A 22191-nucleotide genomic window follows, 5' to 3' on the forward strand; every position below is an offset into this window, starting at 1 on the left:
TTTGAAAATATGTTTCCCGTGGTTGAAACCACGGGCTATATTGAAGAATGTATAATTATTGATGTTGTGATATAGGCAACGGTTTCAACCGTTGCGAATCGTATGTATAAGTTATTATATAATTTCACCCTCAATAATAACATCTTCAATCAAATTGCTTCCAAAAGCATAAGGAATTTGGTAGTAAGATGAAATTGGTTTCGTCACAATTAAATTGGCTTTTTTACCTTTTGTGATACTTCCGTGCGTATCAGAAAGTCCCATTGCGTAGGCGCCGTTTATTGTAGCAGCATTAATGGCTTCTTCTGGCGTCATTTTCATTTTAATGCATGCCGTTGCCACAACAAAATTCATGTTTCCGGATGGAGTAGAACCGGGGTTAAAATCGGTTGCTAATGCGAGAGGTAAACCTGCTTTTATCATTTCGCGTGCCGGTGTATACGGAATGCTTAAAAAATACGAACAAGACGGTAATGCAACCGGCATAGTTTCTGTACCTTTTAAAGCTTCAATATCTTCTGGATTCATTATTTCAAGATGATCGACAGAAAGCGCGTTAAATTTAACTCCAGCCTGAATTCCGCCAATAGAATTAAACTGATTCACATGAATTTTTGGCTTTAAGCCGAATTCAATTCCGGCCTGCATAATTTTTTCTGTTTCTTCAACAGAGAAATAACCGCTTTCGCAGAAAACATCCACGTAATCTGCCAGCTTGTTTTGAGCAATTTCAGGAAGCATTTTAGTTATAATTTCATCAATATAACCTGCTTTGTTTTCTTTATAATGTGTTGGAAAAGCGTGTGCGCCAAGAAAAGTTGTTTTTATAGAAATTGGATAATTTTCTGCCAGTTTCTTAATTACACGAAGCATTTTTAATTCGCCTTCAATAGTTAATCCGTAGCCGGATTTTATTTCTACAGCTCCAGTTCCTAAACGCATAACTTCTTCAAGACGAAGTTTGGACTGTTCATAGATTTTTTCTTCAGAAGTTTCGTTTAACTTTTTAGCCGAATTTAAAATACCGCCGCCACGATTGGCGATTTCTTCATAAGTAAATCCGTTAATGCGATCTACAAATTCCTGTTCGCGGTTTCCTGCATATACAATATGGGTATGGCTGTCGCACCAAGTCGGGAGAACAATGCGACCCTCAGCATTAATAACTTTGTCAACTTTGATTTCGGGTAAATTTTCCATCGAACCAAAATCAGCAATTAAATTGTCTTTTATAATTAAGAAAGCATTTTTAATCGTAGGAAGTTCTGCCATCCCAGCCCCCGAAACTTTAGAAACAGAAGTTTCACGGACTTGAAGCAGTTCTTTTATGTTTTTTATTAATGTTGTCATTGTGGATATTGTTATAAAACACAAATTTGCTTCGCCTGTTCCCTACGGTCGAGTCACAAATTATCACGAACTAATCCGTGAAATCTGTGAAATTCGTGTTTTTATTCTTTATGTTTTTTATTCTGAAACTGTGATTTCAAACATTTTCTCCCAGTATTTACCTGTAACAAAAATGGTTTTAGTTTGAGGATTGTAAGCAATTCCGTTTAAAACTTCTGCTTTTGGAGCTTTAATAAATTTACGTAAATCAGAAAGGTTTAATATTCCTTCAACTGCGCCAGAAGTTGGATTTACAACCGCAATTGCATCTTTTTGCCAAACGTTTACATAGAATTTTCCATCGATTAATTCTAATTCGTTGATTGCTTTAATTTTTGAAGAACCGGAATATACATTGATATAATCAATTAATTTTTGAGTATTTGGATCCATTTTCCAGATTTTCTCAGTACCGTCAGAGTGATAAATATATTTGTCATCATGTGTCATTCCCCAGCCTTCAATATCTTTATCGTATTTGAAAGTTTTCTCTAACTTGAAAGTCTTAGCATCATAAATAAAACCTGTTTTTTCCTGCCAGCTTAATTGAAATAATTTGTCATTGATAAAAGTAATTCCTTCTCCAAAATATTCTTTAGGAAGATCAACCTGCTTAATTACTTTTCCGGTTTTATAATCAACAGATCTAAAGTATGAATCTTCTTTTTGACCTGTACTTTCGAATAAAACGCCATCATGAAACTCTAAACCTTCAGTAAAAGCTTCTGGATCGTGTGGAAAAGTATTTACTATTTTATATTTTAATGCTTTAGGTTGAACATCAGAAACAACTTCAATTCGTTTAGTTGCATCAGAAGAATCACTTCCAAAATAAGCAGTAGCTTTTAAATATTGATAACCTAATTTTTGATCTTTTAACTCAAATTTAAATTTCTCAGCACCTTTTGCAGTTCCCACTTTTTTGTCGTTAACAAAGTAAACAATGCTGTCGATTTCTTTCGAATTTGGGTTTAAAATTCCAATTGAAACCGCTTCTTTTGGCAGAAAATGCGCTGGAAAAGCAGAATCATCGATAGTAAATAAAGAATTTTCACCTTTTTTTGTGCCATTACATCCAATTAATGTAATTCCTAATAAAATGACAGTTAGGAAGTTATATTTTTTCATAGTTTAAAATTTGAATAAGCCAATATACAACGATATTTTTATAGCAGCAAAGCTCTTGCAAAAATATAAAAAGATTGTATATTTGCACCGGCAAGTCCTACACGACCAGCTCCTGCAGACTCCCCCAGGATGGGAACATAGCAAGGGTACGTGGTTGAGCGGTGCGATGTAGGTCGCTTGCCACTTTTTATTTTTTAGAATTTGTATAAAAGTAGTCTTCCTTCGGGAGGATTTTTTTATTTTTGGACCTTTCGTAGGGTTAGAAGTTAAATGTTAGAAGTAAAAAGATTTCTCTGCATCAAACTCATAGCTCATAACTTATAACTCAAAACTCAAAATGAATAAAGTCGTTTTAATTACAGGAGGATCATCGGGAATTGGTAAATCTATTGGAGAGTTTTTACATGCAAAAGGTTTCGTTGTATATGGAACGAGCAGAAACCCTGAAAAAGTTTTAAATTCAGTTTTTCCATTAGTTGCTTTAGATGTCCGAAATGCTGATTCCATTAAAACAGCTGTTGCAAAAATTATAGAAAGTTCTGGAAGATTAGATATTGTAATTAACAATGCTGGAGTTGGAATTACGGGACCTTTGGAAGAAATTCCGATGGAAGAAATTAAAAACAATTTTGAAACAAATTTCTTTGGTCCAATTGAAGTAATGAAAGCTGTTTTGCCACAAATGCGTGAGCAAAAATCAGGTTTGATTATCAATATCACGTCTATTGCCGCTTATATGGGATTGCCTTACAGAAGTGTTTATTCGGCTTCAAAAGGAGCTTTAGAATTAATTACCGAAGCCTTAAGAATGGAAGTAAAGCAATTTGGAGTTGAAATTACGAACGTTGCTCCGGGTGATTTTGCAACTAATATTGCATCTGGACGTTATCATGCGCCAGTTTTAAAAGGTTCTGCTTACGAAAAAGTATATGGAGATACACTTTCCACCATGAACGAACATGTTGATGCAGGAAGTAATCCAAATGAAATGGCGGAGGCGATTTTTAAAATCATACAAAAAGACAAACCAAAAATTCATTACAAAGTGGGTGTTTTCATGCAGAAATTTTCAATTATTTTGAAACGCACACTTCCGGATAAAGTCTATGAAAAAATGCTCATGAATCATTATAAATTATAAAAGAATGAATGAAATTTCTACGTATTTCCCTATGATTTTTTGGATTCTAATTATTGTTGTTGTTGTTTGGATAGTAATTCGCAGAATACTTTTACAAATAAGCGATAAGATAAACAATGCAGAAGTTTATAAAGAAAATACTTTAAAAGTTCTGGAAGAAATTAGAGATGAATTGAAAGAATTAAATAGAAATAATTCTAAAAGTAGTGTTTTTTAGCTACGTGTATTTTTTTGATATATCTTTTTTAAAGAAAATATTTGCAAAAAGTATTGCATTATTTAAAAATGTAAAAAATACACTTATTTTTAACATATAATTTGAAAATGGTTTTAATTTTAAAAAGGTTATTGATATTGATTTCGTAATTTTGCAGCTAGAATTTCTTCAGATATTTTGTTTGAAGAAAGATTTACAAAAATAGAAATACGAAGAAACCATTTTTAATTAAACAAATAAATTATGAAATTTTTTATTGACACAGCTAACCTAGATCAAATTAAAGAAGCACAAGCTTTAGGTGTTTTGGATGGTGTAACGACAAATCCGTCATTAATGGCGAAAGAAGGAATTACAGGAAAAAATAACATTTTAAAGCATTATGTTGACATTTGCAATCTTGTAGAAGGTGATGTAAGTGCTGAAGTAAACGCTCTTGATTATGATGGAATGATCAAAGAAGGTGAGGAATTAGCTGAATTACATGACCAAATCGTTGTAAAATTGCCTATGACTAAAGAAGGTGTTATGGCTGCAAAATATTTTTCTGATAAAGGAATTAAAACTAACGTAACTCTTGTTTTCTCTGTAGGACAAGCTCTTTTGGCTGCTAAAGCCGGAGCTACTTATGTTTCTCCGTTTGTGGGTCGTTTAGATGATATTTCAACTGACGGATTAAACTTAATTCAGGAAATTAGAGAAGTTTACGATAACTACGGTTACGAAACTCAAATCTTAGCTGCTTCAGTACGTCACACAATGCATATTGTAAATTGTGCTAAAATTGGTGCTGACGTTATGACTGGGCCTCTTTCTGCAATTTACGGATTGTTGAAACACCCGTTAACTGATATCGGTTTAGCTCAGTTTGTTGCTGACTTCGAAAAAGGAAACAAGTAATCCTTAGATACTTATAAAAATTAAATCGTCTTTTTTCTAACGAGAAAAGACGATTTTTTTTACTTTTATATGAAACTTAAATTGTTGATTATGAAAGTGATATTGATAATTTTGTCTTTTTTTGCCATTAGTATTTCAATAAATGCACAGACGGCTGAAATATTGAAAAGTGTAAATGATGCCGGCGATGTGGCCACATTTGAATTAGATTGTTCTGTAGCATTTCAACCTTTAGCAAAAGGGCTTCGGTATAATATTACAAGGCATGAATTCAAAGGCCCTGAAATGAAAAATTCGTATAGACTGCTTCTTGTCATGGACGGATTTTATTCTAAAACCTTAAATAAAGAAATGACGATTTCGGCTGTTTTAAGCAATGGAACTGTTATCCAAGCAAAGAAAATTATTGAAGATGATGGCTTTTTTGATGGAGCTTGTACTTTAAAAATAAAAGATCCGCAAGCGCTTGCAGAAGAGAATATTGAGAAAGTTATTGTTCATGCAGATAAAGATGTTGTCTATCAAATATCAGAACAAAACAGGGAGATTTTTAAGAAGAACCTGAGTAATGTTATTAATGCTAAATAAAAGGGATTAAGGTTCTGAGTTGCTAAGATACTAAGGTTTTCTTTTGTGAATAAAAAAATCCAAATTCCTATTGTAAAATTGGAATTTGGATTTTTTTTATATTGTTATTTCTAAAATTTTAGTGACCGCCGCCTTCGCTTTGAACGTGGCTGATTCCTTGTCTTTTTAGTATTTTAGGGCAATAGAAACCGTAGAATCCTAAATAAGCAAAACCAATAAGTGGTACTATATAAGAGAAATGTGTCCATGTAATTCCTAGAATTCCTCCTGGGCTTGTTACATCAAGATCACAAATACTTCCTTGAACTAAAGGAATAACTCCTCCTCCAAGAATCATCATAATTAAGAATGAAGATGCTTTTCCTGTATTTTTACCTAAACCTGCAATCGCTAAATCGAAGATTGAAGGCCACATGATTGACAAGAATAATCCACCAGAAATAAAGAAGAATTTAGCAATTGAAGGGTCTGGCCAAGCTAATCCGGCAACCATCATTAATAATCCTGATATTCCGAAAAGCATTAAAGTTTTTCCGGCATTTTTTCCTCCAACAAAACTTACAGCTATAAATAATAAAATCCAGATTGGGTAAATGTAGAATGAAGAAACGTCGTGTGCAGCAAAAATGTTAGCTCCAATGATTACTCCAAATGCTAAAGCTGGTACAATGAATTTTAAAGCCGTATTTACTAAAGTAGAAGTGTTGAAAACGTTAACACCACCATTCCAACGTCCAATCATTAAACTTCCCCAATAAAGGGCGATAAATGGTGCGATTGCATCTTCTAATACATTTCCGAATTCTGCTGTATGTAATAAAGCTGGTAAATTACTAATGATAGTTACCTCAGTTCCTACATAAATAAAGATACCTAACATTCCTAAATATAATTGTGGGTAATCAAGAATGTTGAATTTTTCGTGTGCTGTTTTAACAACTTCTTCCTCTTTTTCCGGATCTTCGATTTTAGAGAAGTTCATGAAAACTGCCACTACGATAAAAGCAAGACCAAGAATGATAAATGGCAATTTAATATCTTCTAAAGAAAGAGATGTGTTTTTGTTATCTCCCATTCCGAATAAAGCAATACCTAAAAGAATTGCTCCAATAGTAGTTCCGAATGAGTTGATACCTCCTGCTAAAGTTAAACGGTGCGCTCCTGTGGCAGGACTTCCCATTTTAATTGCTAAAGGATTTGCTACAATTTGTTGAATTGAAAAACCTAAACCAACAGTAAACAAAGCGGTTAAAAAGAAAGGGAAACTTTCCATTGTTGCAGCCGGAACGAATAAAAATGATCCAACAGCCGAAAGAATTAAACCAGCTGAAAGTGTTTTTTTATAACCGAATTTTTGCAGTACATCTAATTTTAAAGAAACTAAAAAGAAGATAATTGAACCTACAAAATATGCAGCATAAAATGCCCAGGCTACTAATTGTGATTGTACCTGAGATAAAGTAAATACTTTTTTGAATACTGGAATCAGGATATCATTGGCAGAACCAACAAAACCCCAAAAGAAGAAGACGATTATCAATGAGATAAACTGTCCCCATTTGGTTTGAACATTTTCTGAACTCATAATTGTAATTAAGGTTAATTTTTTAATAAAATTGTTTTTTGAAGACCGTAAATATATTTGTTACATGAATCAAAAAAAAATTATTGATCGAAAATAATGTTAAATTTAAACGAACAACCTTATTTATTCAACAATGTGTTAATTTATATAGAGTTAGAAATGTTAAAGTTTTATTCGAGAATTCTGTTTTTTACGTCTTTACTATAATTTCTTCCTATTGGAATTGTGTAAGACTGAATTTGAATACGGTTTCCTTCGATAGATTTGACTTTATTTAAGGCAATAACGTAGGATTTATGGATGCGTAAGAAACGATCTGCCGGTAATTCTTCAGATAATGAAGTCAAAGATTTATGCGTAATATAGGTTTTATCAGGCGTTACAACCTTTATATATTCTTTCATTCCTTCGATAAAAAGAATTTCTTCAATATTAATTTTCATCATCTTTTTATCAACCTTAATAAAAATATGCGAATCGCCTTTGGCTACATCAATTTTAATATTGTTTTTTAAATTGAATTCGGTTGTAATTTTATTAATGCATTTGATAAATCTCGGAAGCGGAATAGGTTTTACTAAATAATCTAAAACATCAAGATCATAACTTTCTGCAGCAAATTCTCTAAAAGCGGTTGTGATGATAACTTTGGTTTTGTTTTCGATTAAGCTTATCAGCTCAAAACCAGTCATCATGGGCATATTAATGTCTAAAAAAACGGCATCTACAGAAGTGCTGTTTATGAAATCCAGAGCTTCTAAAGAATTATTGAATGTGCCGATAACTTCAAAATCTGTAAAATTGTTAAAATAATTCTGCAGCACTTTGATTGCTAAGGGTTCATCATCAATCAGTACACATTTAATTTTCATTATGGATAGGTATTTGCAAACGAATTATATAGTAATTCAGTTTTATTTTGTCTTTTAAACTGAAATTATTCTTGTAAATTAATTTTAGTCTCTTCTTTGTGTTAACTAAACCAATGCCGCCTTTTGACTTAACATTTTGTGAAATTACAAAATTATTTAAGATTTCAAAGTCTAACATTTTATTGTCGATAACTTTACAATTGATTTTAATTTTAAAGTTATTATTATTGACTCCGCCATGTTTGAAAGCATTTTCGACCAATGAAATAAATATTAAAGGTGGAACCACAATGTCTTCAATGTTTGATTCTAAATTTACGGTAACTTCCACATTTTCAAAACGAAGCTTTTCAATTTCAATATAATTTTGAATGTAATCGATCTCTTTTATCAGCGGTACAAACTTGGTTCCTTTTACATCATACAGCACATATTCCATCAAATTAGAAAGCTTGATAATTACATCCGGAACTTTATCTGAAGATTCTAAAGATAAGGCATAAAGATTATTTAATGTATTGAAAAAGAAATGCGGCTGAATTTGATTTTCGAGATATTTCAGCTTGATTTTAAACTGATTTTCTCTCAGAGATCTGTTTCTTTCCCTTTCGCGAAGCCAGGTTAAAGTCAAGTACACTGATGACGCCATTGCCAAAACGTACAATTCACCAATACAAACTGCTACAATATGGTTGATTTCAAAAGGATGGTATTCTCTGTTGGCTTCCGGCCAGATATTTTCGGATATAATATAATAGGTAAGCGCAGTTTTTAATAAATAAATTCCAAAAAGGCTTACAATTAGTGCGAGTGTATAGGTTATATATTTTTGTTTAAGAACATATTTTGGGACTAAAACGAAAAGGTTAAAATATACTAATGGTATATGAAGCGAAAACTCAATTAAGTTCGATTTAAACGAATACGGATAGTCGTTAAAGTAAGCGCCCCATCGTAAAAAGTTGAGAGCGAAATAAGAACCCCAAAACCAGATATGATTTTGCAGTTTTATGTCAAATTTTAGTTTTTGAATTTCGTTCAACTTTTTTTAACGTTTTGTTATTATTTGTAAAGCTTTGTAATTACTGTGCAACTTTACACAATTACTGGCTAAATCGCAATTCTTTTGAATAAAATTTTGTAAAAAAAGCTAATTAATATCTTATTTAAATAGGATAACGTTTTCGTATAGCATAATGTTGAATGTTTTATGTCGTTCGTTTAACAAATTTAACTGTTCGTATAAAATATTTTTTTTAACACTCCCTTAACAATAAATTTATCGCTTAACTAATCAAAAACCATGATAAAAATGAAACAAATTATGTTAATCCTTATGATTGTCTTTACGGCGCAATTGTCTGTTGCGCAGGTAAAAACGGTCAAAGGTTTGGTAAGCGATCAAAATGGTCTGCCGCTGCCGGGTGTAAGTATTCTTATTCAAGGTACAAAAACGGCAAGTCAAACCGATTATGACGGTGTGTATACGATTCAGGCATCTGCAGGAGATGTTCTTGTGTTTTCGTATATCGGTATTAAAACTAAAACTGTAACAGTTGGATCTTCTGCAACTGTAGATGTTGTGCTAACTCAAGACGCACAAAATTTAAATGAAGTTGTTGTTACAGCGTTAGGGATTAAGAGACAGAAAAAAGAATTGGGTTATGCCGTTCAGGATGTAAAAGGAGACCAGTTAAACAAGGTTATTACGACCAATGTAACTACAGCTCTATCAGGAAGAGTTGCGGGTGTTGATGTTTCTATACCAGCTACGGGTGTTGCAGGAAGTACAAGGGTTATTATTAGAGGTATTTCGAGTATTGGTGAAAGCAATCAGCCTCTTTATGTGGTTGATGGAGTTCCTATTGACAACTCTGGTTTAAATAATGATCAGGCTGCAACAAGTAAATGGTTTGACGGTCGTGATAACGGAGATGGAATCTCTGGAATCAACCCAAACAACATCGAAAGTTTAACGGTACTTAAAGGAGCTGCCGCTGCGGCTTTGTATGGTTCACGAGCTTTGAATGGTGTAATCTTAATTACTACTAAAAAAGGAACTAAAGGAAAACTTCGCGTAGAATTAACAAGCGGGGTGAATTTTGACCGAGTAAATGCTAAATATTCAGATTACCAAAGTGAGTATGGTACAGGATCAAATGGTGCACTGCCGGATCCTACAAGAGCCCCAACAGAAATTTACGGCTATACTACAAATGCCTGGGGACCTAAGTTTTCTGAATCAGTAGGGCAGCAGGTAAAAATATTTGATGGCTCAATGAAACCGTATGCAAAAGTAAACAACAACATTCAGGATTTCTTTGGAACAGGGTTTACTACAACAAACGGAATTGCTATTTCTGGAGGAAATGACAGCGGATTTGTACGTTTTGGTTACAATAACCTGAAAAATGATGACGTGGTTCCAGGATCAGGTTTAGAAAGAAACGATGCAACATTGAATGCTACTTTAAGATCAGAAAAATTTACTTTGGATGCTAACGTAAATTATATTGCTGAAAACACGAATAACAGACCAGGTTTAGGAGATTCTCCTAATAACGTAGGATATTCATTAAGCGGATTAGCTCCAAACATTGATCAGGCTTGGCTGAAAAATTATAAAAATAATGATACAGGTCAGATTTATCCATGGAACAACAATGTTTATTTGCTGAATCCATATTTTGTGACAGAAGAAAATCATAACTCATCTGTAAAAAATCGTTTTATAGGAAATGTTACAGGGACGTATCAGTTGAAAAAATGGATTGCTCTTACTTTTAGGACAGGTCTTGATACTTATGCTTTTAGTGCAAAAGATTTCATGGCAGCCGGAAGTACCTGGCCAGGAAGAGATGAAGGATATCTTGGTTTAAACAATATTAATGTATCAGAAATGAATACAGATATTATTGCGACTTTGAGCGATATTAAACTAGCTAAAGATTTAACTTTTTCTGGGATTTTAGGTACAGCAAGAAGAGATTTTAGAAGAGAACAAAATTCAAGATTTGGAACAAAAATTATTGAACCGGGTACAGAGTACATCAGTAATTTTGTGAATAAAACTGAAAATGCTCCGGTTGAAACAAAAACTAGAACAAACTCAGTTTACGGATCTACAAAATTAGATTATAAAGGATATTTATATGCTGAGTTTACAGGAAGAAATGATTGGTTTAGTGTGATTTACAGCGGTGATGAAAGTGCATTCTATCCTGCGGGTTCATTAGGGTTTGTATTCTCAGATGCGTTTAATATTCAAAACGATACTTTCTCGTATGGTAAGTTTAGAGCATCTTGGGCACAGGTTTCGAATTCACCGGGAGCTTATAAAAATGCGTTGAACTATACTACATTTTCTTCATACGACGGACAAAGTGTTGTAAACATTAAAAATACTGCGGCACCAAACCCTAACTTAACCTATCAGTCAAAAACAGGAGTTGAGTTTGGAGTTGAAACTGCTTTCTTCAAAAACAGATTAAAAGCAGATATTACAGTATATCGTGAAGATACATCAGATCAAACACTTGATTTGCCTTCATCTGCAACATCTGGATATGAGTTTATTTCTGTAAATGCTGGAAAATTGCGTAACGAAGGGATCGAGATATTCTTATCTGGTACTCCAATAAAAACAAATAGTTTTGAATGGGGGATCGACTTGAACTTCTCAAAAAACAAAAACTCAATTCTTTCATTGCATCCAGATATTAATACTTACACTATTTCTGAAGCTCGTTGGGCTGGAGCGGCTGTTGTGGCTCAGGTTGGCGGACAATACGGAACTATTATGGGTAGAGATTTCTTAAGAAATGAAAATGGAGAAAAAGTAGTAGCTGCAAATGGTTTACCATTATTTACAGATGAAAAAGTAGCTTTAGGAAAAGGACTTCCTGACTGGGCTGCCGGTTTAACTAACAGATTTACTTACAAAGGAATTACACTTCAGTTCTTGATCGATATGAAATTTGGTATGGATGTATACTCTATGACAAATTCATTAGCTGCAACAAAAGGACTTTTAGATGTAACGACAGAAGGCAGAGATGCGTATAACCATGCAAGAGCAGAAGCCATTGCTAATGATCCTAACTTTAGCCAGTCTACATGGGTTCCTACAGCAGGTTATGTTGCAGAAGGAGTTGTAAACACAGGAACAGCAGCTAATCCGGTTTATGTTAAAAATACAAAACCTATTAACCCTCAGGATTACTGGAATACGGTATTCAACAATTCACCAGCACCATTTGTTTACGATGCATCTTATGTGAAATTAAGAGAGATAAGTTTAGGATATACTATACCATCAAGCGTTTTTGGTAATTCAAAAATAAGTTCAATTTATGTATCGGCATTTGCAAGAAACTTATTGACTTTCAATAAAGATCTTCCAAATATTGACCCTGAGTCAATGTATACTTCTGGAAACGGACAAGGTTTTGAATATGGCTCATTACCATTTAGACAATCGTACGGTTTTAATATTAAAGTTGCATTCTAAAAAAAGAAATTATGAAATTTAAACAAATAATTATAGCCGTACTCACATTGTTTATTGCAGTAGGCTGTACCGAAAATTTTGACGAACTGGAAAAAGATCCGGTTGCGTTGTCTGCAAATCCAGCTGGGCAGCTTACGTTTACCCAATTGTGTATGTCGGGTGACGGATTTTACCAATGGAGAACCAATTTAATTTATTCAGGAGGTTTTGTGCAGCATTATGCGGGAGCATGGAACGTGACTGAGTTTGGAAGCAAATTCAAAAAAGATGATGGTTATGCAACTGCTCTTTGGAGAAACGGTTACCAAAACGAATTAAAAAACGTAGTTGATATCCTTGAAAAAACAAACGGAGATCAATCAGCCGTAAATATGAATGCTGTTGCTAAAATTATGAGAGTAATGGTGGCACAGCGTATTACAGATATTTACGGAGATATTCCTTATTCTGAAGCCGGATTAGGTTTCTCAAAAGGAATTGTAACGCCTAGATATGATACACAGGAAGAGATTTATATGTCATTCTTTCATGATTTAGAAGAAGCTTATAATCAGTTAAATGCTAATGGCGGATCTGTAAAAGGTGATTTGTTCTATGCTGGAGATATCACTAAATGGAAAAAATTAGCCAATACTTTAAGACTTCGTTTAGGAATGAGAATTTCGGAGATTAAACCGGCAGAAGCAGAAAAACAAGTAAAAGCTGCTTTAGCGGCAGGTGTTTTTACAAGTAATGCTGATAACTGTATTATGAAACATTTAGATGCAACTTTTAATGATGATCCTGCTTCTATTGATTTTAGAGGAAATGGATTAGCGTATGCACTTGTTGGTAATGAAAATGGGGATCATTTTAGTACTTTGGTAATTGACTTTTTAAGAGACAACGGAGATCCAAGATTACCAATGTATGCAACTCCAAAAACAACAAGCAGTCTTGCTTGGGGAGCACCATTGCAGCCGGGTGAAACACCATATGAAGGTGTAAAGCCAGGACTTTTTCAATGGGAAGTTCCAATGGGAGCAAGCTCAACATCTGGTATTCAATCTTACTTTAAGCAAAAAACAACACCATTTTTACACGTAAGTTATTCAGAATCTCAATTGTTACTTGCAGAAGCTGCATTTAGAGGCTGGGTTGCAGGTTCTGCAGCAGACTATTACAAAAAAGGAGTTGAAGCAGGTATCAAACAATTAGAGATTTATGGAGCGACACCTGCTACACAAGCAGCGATCGATACCTATTTAAATGCTAAACCATTAGTTGCTGGACAGGAGTTAAAACAAATTTCAACACAGCTTTGGATTACTTATATCTTTAATAGTATTGAAGCCTATTCAAACTGGAGAAGAACAGGATTCCCGGTATTGATTCCAATTACAAACCCTGATTCTGAAACAAACGGAGTTACACCAAAACGTTTGTACTATCCTAATGATGAGATGCAGAAAAATGAGAAAAACTATAAAGAAGCATTATCCAGAATGGGAGGAACAAATGACTGGTTGAATAAAGTTTGGTGGGATGCAAACTAAATAAAATAGCAACCTACAAAACATAAAGTTATGCCTAATGAGGTCATATTTTCATTCTAATTAAATTTAAAAAATTATGATAAAAAATAAAGCCTTATTAGGCATCCTTTTTTATATAAGTTCTCTTTTTTCAGTATACAGCTGTACAAACGAAAAAGAGCATAATCCAGAAGAATCTAAAACTAAAACAGCAAGAGTCGTTGGATATTTATCCACAGATAGTTTCAGTAAAATTTCTTCAATACAGTTTTGTAAGCTAACGCATTTAAATATTGCATTTGCAAACCCTGATAAAGATGGAAATATACTATTTACAGGAGATATTGATGCTGTAGTCAAATACGCAAAATCAGTTAACCCGAATATTATTGTAAGTATCTCATTGGCTGGCGGTGTTATTTCTGAAGAACAGGCTAAAAACTGGTCGTCATTAATTGATAAATCTGAAAACCGTCCGGCATTCATACAAAATATTCTAAAATTTGTAAAAGACCATAATTTAGACGGTGTCGATGTTGATCTCGAATGGGACGCAGTAACATCTGGTTACAGCGGTTTTGTGGTTGAATTAAAAAAGAGCCTGGCAGATGATAAAAAACTTCTTACTGCAGCTTTACCCAATAGTGTGCGATTTGTAAATATAAATTCGGCAGCATTAAACGCTTTTGATTTTATAAATATAATGGCGTACGATAGTACAGGACCATGGAGTCCGACTAAAGTTGAACAGCATAGTTCTTATGAATTCGCAAGAAGCGGAATCGAATTTTGGCATAAACAGCAAAATGTCCCAAGTGAAAAACTTACGCTTGGAGTTCCTTTCTATGGATATAATTTCACTTTTCCAGAAGTAACAAGTTCAACTTTTGGACAAATAGTCGAGGTTGGAACTCAGTTTGCTGACCAAGACGAAATTGGAAAAATATATTATAATGGAAGACCCACAATTTCCAGAAAAGTAGAATATGCTGCAGAATATACAGGAGGAATAATGATTTGGGAATTGGCACAGGATTCTTTTACTGAATATTCTCTATTAGATGTAATTCATAAAAAATATTCTTCTTTAAAATTTAAAACTTCGGGTTTGTGTGGTAATTAAATAGCTCTCTTACAGCTTTTTAAAATTAATAAGTTTTTCGCTTCTTTTTAATTCAATAATTAGAAAGAAGCGATTTTTTTTATTTAAATACCAGATTTTTAAATATTTGCTGATTTTAAATATTTTTTAATGAATTGTAAATTTTTTGAATAAAAATAGTCGTAAATGGGGTAAAATCTGCTTTTAATAGAAACGAATACGTTTTCGGTTCGCAGATTATTGAATGTTTTATGTCGTTCGTTTAAAAATTGTAGCTGTTTGTATAATATATTTTTTTTAACAATCCCTTAAGAATAATTTTACGTCATAACTAACAAAATAAATAAACATGAAAAAAATTTTCTTAATCTTTATGATTGTTTTTACGGCGCAGGTTTCGCTTGCACAAGTAAAAAATGTTAAAGGTGTGATTACAGATTCTGATGGGATGCCGTTACCGGGTGCATCTGTTGCTGTACAAGGAGGTCAAAAAGGTGCTACTACCGATTTTGACGGATTGTACTCAATTGAGGTTCAAAAAGGACAAACATTAGTTTTTAGCTATGTTGGCCTAGAAACACAAAATATAGTTGTAGGCGATGCTGCTACAATTAATGTAAAAATGGGACAAGCAGCGTCAAATGCATTAAATGAAGTAGTTGTAACTTCATTAGGGCTTAAAAGATCAAAGAAGACTCTTACTTATGCAGCACAAGAGGTTAAAGGTGATGAAGTAACAAGAGTAAAAGATGCCAACTTAATGAACAGTTTATCTGGAAAAGTTGCTGGTTTAATTGTTGGGAAAAGCTCAGCTGGAGCCGGTGGTGCAGTAAAAGTAACTATTCGTGGTAACTCATCTGCTACAAATAACCAGCCTTTATATGTTATTGATGGAATTCCATTATTGAACTCTAACTCTGCTCAGGCTAATCAGGTTTTTGGTGATACAGCTGGAGGAAATAGAGATGGTGGAGACGCAATCTCAATGATGAACCCTGATGACATTGAATCTATGACAGTTCTAAAAGGAGCTTCTGCAGCTGCTTTATATGGTTCTCAAGGAGCAAATGGTGTAATCTTAGTAACAACTAAAAAAGGAAAAGAAGGAAAAGTAACAGCCGCTTATAATGCAAGTGTTTTTGTAGATAATGTGGTTTCTTTACCAGAATTTCAAACTAATTATGGGGCAGCTCCATCATCTGATAAAACTTGGGGTGCTGCTAAGAAATCTCCTGACCATGTAAAAGGTTTTTACAACACTGGTTTAACGATGATTAACTCTGTATCTGTAAATGGAGGATCTGATAAAATGACAACTAGCCTTACATATGCAAACACTAAAGTTGATGGAATAATCCCAACAAACGAGTTTAAGAAAAATAACATTGCACTTCGTCAAAGCGTTAAGTTATTTGATGATAAAGTAACTGTAGACGGTTCGATATCTTATGCAGAGCAAAAGATTATAAATAAACCAACAAATGGGTTGTATTTTAACCCATTGACTGGAGTTTATTTATTTCCAAGAGGAAATGATTTTAATGATTACTACAAGAATTTTGAAGTATTCGATCCAGCAAGAAATTTAATGACTCAAAGATGGCCAGCTCAAACATCGGATATTATTCAAAATCCAGGATGGATCTTAAACAGAAATAGATCTATCGACAAAAATCAATCTTTAATTACTTCTGCAGCTCTTACCTATAAAGCAACTGACTGGTTAAGTATTAAAGCAAGAGGAGGTTATAATAAATTTTATAATACTTTTGATAAAAGAATGTATGCCGGAACTAATGAAACATTGGCTCCATCTACAGGTAGATATATTTACTCAGATAGTGAAAGTTCTCAATTGTATGGAGATTTAATAGCTACTATCAATACAAAATTCAATGAAGATTTCTCATTCAGTGCTAACATTGGTACAAGTATTACAAAATCTACAATTAATGACGCATATATAAGTGATTCAGGTCAAAAAAATGGATTAATCAATGCGAACTGGTTTAATACAGGAAATTTTGTGTCTGCTGAAAGAAATGCACACACTATTGGAGGTAAAAAAGAAGTTCAGTCTCTTTTTGCAAGCGCAACTTTTGGCTATAAAGACATGATTTATCTTGATGTAACGGGAAGAAATGATTGGTCTTCAACTCTAGTAAATACAGATAACATAAGTTTCTTTTATCCTTCTGTAGGTTTGTCTGCAATTCTAAGCCAAATGGTAACATTACCAGAAGCAATTAGTTATGCAAAAGTAAGAGGATCTTTTGCTCAGGTAGGTAATGATGTTAATGCTTTTTTAACTTCACCAGTAAATACGCTGGTTGGTGGTCAAGTTACACCGCCGCTGGTAGGTCCAAAACCTGGAACTTCTTTGAAACCAGAAATGCAAAATTCATATGAATTTGGAACAGAATGGAGATTTTTAAATAACAGAATCGGATTTGATTTCACTTATTACAGAAACGTGACAAAAAATCAATTAATTACTGCTCCAGCTCCAATTCCAAATACTACAGGATATACGAACTATGCATTTAATGCTGGTCGTATCGAAAATAAAGGTTTTGAAATTACACTTACAGGTAAAGCAATTGAAACAAACACATTTTCTTGGGATCTTGGATTAAACTATGCTTCAAACAAAAATACAGTACTTGATTTAGGTACAGGAGCAAATGGTGATGTAAATACTGTTATTTTAACAAATGGAGATCCAAATAGCTACAGATATGTTTTAAAAGTTGGAAAACCTTTTGGTGAAATTCAAGGAAAAAATATTTTAAGAAATGCTCAAGGTCAAATGGTACTTGATGGTGTTGGTGCTGCGGCTAAGATTCAAAAGACTGATTGGGTAGATTTTGGAAGCTCAAATCCTGATTTTATGCTAGGTTTTTCAAACTCATTCAAATACAAAAAGATATTCTTAAATGTTCTTATCGATGGTCGATTTGGAGGTAATGTAATGAGCATGACTGAAGCAATGCTTGATTCTTATGGTGTTTCTAAAGCTTCTGGTGCTGCAAGAGATGCTGGTGGAGTTAAAATAAATGCAGTAGATTCTAATGGAAATGCAGTTACTACAATGAGCGCTCAAGATTATTATAGTTCAGTTGGAGATAGAGCTGGTGCTACAGGAGAATATATGTACAAAGCGACAAATATTAAATTAGGTGAACTATCGTTAGGTTACACTTTTGATTTCAGCAAAACCTCAATTTTCAATGCAGTGAATGTTTCTCTTGTTGGTAAAAACTTATTTTTCTTCTACAAAGATGCTCCGTTTGATCCAAACGTAACATTAAGTTCTGGAGAAGGATTACAAGGTGTTGATATTTTTGGAATGCCTTCAACAAGAAGTATAGGTGTTAATTTAAATTTAACTTTCTAACTTATAAAAAAAACACAAAACCTTTTGGTTGTTGTAAGATGATGTTTGTTCTCAGAATGTTGAATGTAGAAAAGAAACGAACAATTAACCTTAAATAAGAATAGGGTAGCTTATAAGACAATAAAAATGTTTTTAAATAACAATAAAAATTCACAGATGAAAAATAAATTATTAATGTTTAGTGCAGTTTTAGCCCTTTCATTAGGCAGCTGTACAGGTGACTTTGAAGATATAAATACCAATGAAACTGGTTTTACCAATGGTCAATTAGAACAAGATTTTAATCAGGTAAAAGCTCCTCTTAAAACTATGCAGAGAGGAATGTATATCTTGGTTGCAGATGATTGGCAGGGAGATATTCAGTTTAATTTAAATGCAGATATTTTTTCTGGATATATGGGAACCCCTCATGATTTTGAAGGGAATACAAATAATTCAACATATGCTCTTTTAGATGGATGGAATGGTGCTGAATGGGTTCAGAAGTATCAAAGAGAGATGGTTAATGCTTATAATCTTGAAAAATTAACAAAAGAGAAATACCCTCAGTTTTATGCTTGGTCTCTTATCTTAAAAGTTTATGCAATGCATAAAACAACAGATTATTATGGACCGATCGTTTATTCAGGTTTTGGAAACGCTGACGGATCAACGCCTTATGATTCTCAAAAAGCAGTTTACGATCAATTTTTTGCTGAGTTAAAAACTGCAATTGATATCTTAACTCCAAAAGCGGCTGATGCTTCTGCTACTTTTTTCGCAGCAGGAGATGCAACTGATGGAACGACAGCGGGCGGAAATATACAAAAATGGGTAAAATTTGCTAACTCTTTAAGACTACGTTTGGCAATACGTATTTCTAATATCGATCCTGTAAAAGCAAAAGCCGAAGGTGAAGCAGCATTGGCAGGTTTAGGTGTTATTACTTCTAATGCTGATAACATGGCTTATATTGCTGAGCACCCTGTTAAAACATATACAGGTCCATGGGCAGATATAAATGCAGGTGGGGCAATTGTATCTATAATGAATGGTTACAATGATCCAAGAAGAGCAACTTTTTTCCATACAGCTACCGGAGGTGTTTATCAAGGTATTAGAATGGGAACTTTAGTTGATGCTAATTATAGAACTGCTAAAGCTGACTTGTTCTCAAAAGTTGGACCTATTGTAGAAAATAACTTGATTCCTTGGTTTAATGCGTCTGAGTCTCACTTTTTGAAAGCTGAAGCTGCATTAAAAGGATGGAATGTTGGAGGATCTGCTAAATCATTCTATGAGTCAGGAATTGCAGTTTCTTTTGCACAATTAGGCGCAGGTGATGCTTCTACTTATATTAGTGATAATACTTTATTACCAGCTAATTTTACTGATCCATTAAATGCAGCTAATAATATTGCAGCACAAAATTTAGTAACTGTACAATGGTCTGATGCAGCATCTAATGAGGTAAAACTACAAAAAATCATTACACAAAAATGGATTGCTGGTTTTCCTGACGGTCAAGAAGCTTGGGCAGAAACAAGAAGAACTGGGTATCCAAAATTATTCTTGCCAGTAAATAATTATTCTGGAGGAAAAATTCCTCTTGGAACATTTGTAAGAAGATTGAATTTCTATGTAAATGAGAAAACTTCTAATCCAACTGGTTATGCACAAGGTGTTAGCCTTTTAGGAGGTCCTGATACTGGAGGAACAAGACTTTGGTGGGATACTGGAGTGAACAAATTCTAAAAAAAATAAGATTTTAAGTTTGGTTAGTAAACGGTATAAGAAATGCAAATTGCTTATACCGTTTCAAAAACCAAAATTGTACATACCAAAAAAAGAAAAAAAATGAAAAGTGCTTTAGAAACAAAACCTGATATCAGCTATAAAAGCGCCGGAAAATTTGAAGAAACACGATTTGAAAAAATTCACAACGAAATCTTCAAAAGTTCTGCTGAAGCATCGGTAATTGTAGCGCAGGAAATCGCTCAGTTAATTAGATCTAAGCAGGAAAAAAATAAATCTTGCGTGCTTGGTTTGGCAACAGGATCTTCTCCTATAAAAGTATATGAGGAATTAGTTAGAATGCACAGAGAAGAAGGACTAAGCTTTAGCAATGTAATCACTTTTAACTTGGATGAATATTATCCAATGAACAGAGAAAACAATCAGAGCTATCATTATTTCATGCACCAGCATCTTTTTAATCATATTGATATTAAACCTGAAAATGTTAATATTCCTGATGGTACAGTTTCTATTGATGAATTAAATCAATATTGTATCGACTATGAAATGAATATTAAACAAGCTGGAGGTTTAGACTTTCAGTTATTAGGAATTGGGCGTACAGGTCACGTTGGTTTCAACGAGCCGGGTTCACACATCAATTCCGGAACAAGAATTATTACACTGGATCACATTACAAGAGTAGATGCTTCATCTGACTTTAACGGAATCGACAACGTTCCAAAAAGAGCCATTACAATGGGAGTTTCTACCATTATGAGATCTAAAAGAATCGTATTAATGGCTTGGGGACAAAACAAAGCTGATATCATTAAGAGAACAATTCAAGGAGATATTAGTTCAGAAGTTCCTGCGACATTTTTGCAAAATCATTCAAATGCAACTTTCGTATTAGATCAGTCTGCAGCATCAGAGTTAACGCGTTTTAAAACGCCTTGGCTTGTTGGAGAATGTATTTGGACACAAGAATTAAAAAGCAAAGCGATTGTTTGGCTTTGCCAAAAAACAAACCAGTCTATATTAAAATTAACAGACCGTGATTACAACAACAACGGAATGTCTGATTTATTAGCACAAGAAGGTTCTGCTTACGATTTAAACATCAATATGTTTAATGTATTGCAGCACACCATTACAGGATGGCCAGGTGGAAAACCAAATACAGATGATTCACATCGTCCGGAGAGAGCCAATCCAGCTAAAAAAAGAGTTATCCTTTTCAGTCCGCATCCAGATGATGACGTGATTTCGATGGGAGGAACATTTTCAAAATTGATTAAACAAGGTCACGATGTACACGTTGTATATCAAACCTCTGGAAATATTGCAGTTACAGATGACGAAGCATTAAAATTTGCTGAGGTTTGTAATGATTTCACTGGTGGAAATCTTCCAAAAGACATCAACTTTAAATCTGTAATTGAATTTTTAAATAACAAATCAGAAAATCAAATCGATTCTCTGGAAGTTAGAAAACTAAAAGGATTAATTAGAAGAAGAGAATCTTACGCAGCAACAAGATACATTGGTTTAAAAGATGAAAATACACACTTTTTAGACCTTCCTTTTTACGAAACAGGACAAGTTAAAAAGAATCCGTTAGGGCCAGAAGATATTGCTATTGTAAAAGATATTATTGCAAAAATAAAACCGCATCAAGTATTTGCCGCAGGAGATTTGGCAGATCCGCACGGAACGCACGAAGTTTGTCTGAATGCTATTTTTGCAGCAATGAAACAATTAAAACCAGAAAAATACATGGACGACTGCTGGCTATGGCTTTACAGAGGAGCTTGGCACGAGTGGGATATTCATGAAATAGATATGGCGGTACCGCTTTCTCCGTCAGAAGTTTTATTAAAACGTCATGCCATTTTATACCATCAGTCTCAAAAAGACAGGGTAATGTTTCAAGGAAACGATTCTCGAGAATTCTGGGTAAGAGCCGAAGATCGAAATAAAAATACAGCTGTACTGTATGATGAATTGGGACTGGCAGAATACGAAGCTATTGAAGCTTTTAAACGTTTTGATTATTAAAGTTGTTTTTTTTTAGATTCGGGTGAGAGCGAATCAAATTTCAAAATTCAGATGGACCTCAAAGCGATAAG

The 22191-nt window shown here is 33.7% G+C and carries 15 protein-coding genes and 1 other RNA gene; 11 read left to right on the forward strand and 5 right to left on the reverse strand.

Translation table 11 applies throughout. The features are described 5' to 3' along the window. Window positions 1–114: 114 nt before the first annotated feature. A complete protein-coding gene (gene hutI / locus BUE10_RS11560; protein ID WP_073485184.1) occupies window positions 115–1350 on the reverse strand; it encodes an imidazolonepropionase in 1236 nt (411 codons plus the stop codon). A gap of 117 nt (window positions 1351–1467) precedes the next feature. Next, window positions 1468–2517, reverse strand: a complete 1050-nt coding sequence (locus BUE10_RS11565; protein ID WP_073485185.1) for a glutaminyl-peptide cyclotransferase — start codon at window positions 2515–2517, stop codon at window positions 1468–1470. A gap of 88 nt (window positions 2518–2605) precedes the next feature. Between BUE10_RS11565 and ffs the strand changes: the two genes are divergently transcribed. The 5 genes from ffs to BUE10_RS11590 all read left to right on the forward strand — a co-directional run bounded on the left by ffs (window position 2606) and on the right by BUE10_RS11590 (window position 5363). Then, an RNA gene (ffs, locus tag BUE10_RS11570) (signal recognition particle sRNA small type) lies at window positions 2606–2703 on the forward strand. Between the two features lie 151 nt (window positions 2704–2854). Further along, window positions 2855–3658 carry an SDR family oxidoreductase gene (locus BUE10_RS11575; protein WP_073485187.1) on the forward strand — a complete coding sequence of 268 codons (804 nt, stop codon included), beginning with the start codon at window positions 2855–2857 and terminating at the stop codon, window positions 3656–3658. A 4-nt stretch (window positions 3659–3662) separates the two neighbouring features. Further along, window positions 3663–3875 carry a hypothetical protein gene (locus BUE10_RS11580; RefSeq protein ID WP_073485189.1) on the forward strand — a complete coding sequence of 71 codons (213 nt, stop codon included), beginning with the start codon at window positions 3663–3665 and terminating at the stop codon, window positions 3873–3875. Window positions 3876–4118: 243 nt separating this feature from the next. Then, entirely contained in the window at window positions 4119–4775 is a 657-nt protein-coding gene (gene fsa / locus BUE10_RS11585) for a fructose-6-phosphate aldolase (RefSeq protein WP_056203046.1), read from the forward strand. A gap of 90 nt (window positions 4776–4865) precedes the next feature. Continuing rightward, window positions 4866–5363 carry a hypothetical protein gene (locus BUE10_RS11590; RefSeq protein ID WP_073485191.1) on the forward strand — a complete coding sequence of 166 codons (498 nt, stop codon included), beginning with the start codon at window positions 4866–4868 and terminating at the stop codon, window positions 5361–5363. 118 nt (window positions 5364–5481) lie between these two features. On the opposite strand, the gene BUE10_RS11595 is transcribed toward BUE10_RS11590, so the two are convergent. From BUE10_RS11595 to BUE10_RS11605, 3 genes are all read right to left on the reverse strand, one after another. Next, entirely contained in the window at window positions 5482–6948 is a 1467-nt protein-coding gene (locus BUE10_RS11595; protein ID WP_073485193.1) for an MFS transporter, read from the reverse strand. Window positions 6949–7118: 170 nt separating this feature from the next. After that, window positions 7119–7820, reverse strand: coding sequence for a LytR/AlgR family response regulator transcription factor (locus BUE10_RS11600; RefSeq protein ID WP_053470164.1), 702 nt, complete (start codon window positions 7818–7820; stop codon window positions 7119–7121). Continuing rightward, on the reverse strand, window positions 7810–8862 hold the full coding sequence (locus BUE10_RS11605; protein ID WP_073485195.1) for a sensor histidine kinase: 1053 nt from the start codon (window positions 8860–8862) through the stop codon (window positions 7810–7812). Before BUE10_RS11605 ends, BUE10_RS11600 begins: the two co-directional genes overlap by 11 nt. Before the next feature lie 270 nt (window positions 8863–9132). On the opposite strand from BUE10_RS11605, the gene BUE10_RS11610 reads away from it, so the two are divergent. From BUE10_RS11610 to nagB, 6 genes are all read left to right on the forward strand, one after another. Continuing rightward, the gene (locus BUE10_RS11610) at window positions 9133–12330 is read left to right on the forward strand and encodes a SusC/RagA family TonB-linked outer membrane protein (RefSeq protein WP_159439060.1); all 3198 of its coding nucleotides are present in this window, start codon (window positions 9133–9135) and stop codon (window positions 12328–12330) included. A gap of 11 nt (window positions 12331–12341) precedes the next feature. Then, on the forward strand, window positions 12342–13865 hold the full coding sequence (locus tag BUE10_RS11615; RefSeq protein WP_073485199.1) for a SusD/RagB family nutrient-binding outer membrane lipoprotein: 1524 nt from the start codon (window positions 12342–12344) through the stop codon (window positions 13863–13865). A 76-nt stretch (window positions 13866–13941) separates the two neighbouring features. Continuing rightward, a complete protein-coding gene (locus BUE10_RS11620) occupies window positions 13942–14967 on the forward strand; it encodes a glycosyl hydrolase family 18 protein (RefSeq protein ID WP_073485201.1) in 1026 nt (341 codons plus the stop codon). A 328-nt stretch (window positions 14968–15295) separates the two neighbouring features. Beyond that, a complete protein-coding gene (locus tag BUE10_RS11625) occupies window positions 15296–18343 on the forward strand; it encodes a SusC/RagA family TonB-linked outer membrane protein (protein ID WP_073485203.1) in 3048 nt (1015 codons plus the stop codon). A 156-nt stretch (window positions 18344–18499) separates the two neighbouring features. Next, window positions 18500–20077 carry a RagB/SusD family nutrient uptake outer membrane protein gene (locus BUE10_RS11630; protein WP_073485295.1) on the forward strand — a complete coding sequence of 526 codons (1578 nt, stop codon included), beginning with the start codon at window positions 18500–18502 and terminating at the stop codon, window positions 20075–20077. A 102-nt stretch (window positions 20078–20179) separates the two neighbouring features. Continuing rightward, on the forward strand, window positions 20180–22120 hold the full coding sequence (gene nagB, locus BUE10_RS11635; RefSeq protein WP_073485297.1) for a glucosamine-6-phosphate deaminase: 1941 nt from the start codon (window positions 20180–20182) through the stop codon (window positions 22118–22120). Window positions 22121–22191: the final 71 nt, after the last annotated feature.

Source organism: Flavobacterium sp. CF108 (genome assembly GCF_900129795.1).
Taxonomy (GTDB): Bacteria; Bacteroidota; Bacteroidia; order Flavobacteriales; family Flavobacteriaceae; genus Flavobacterium.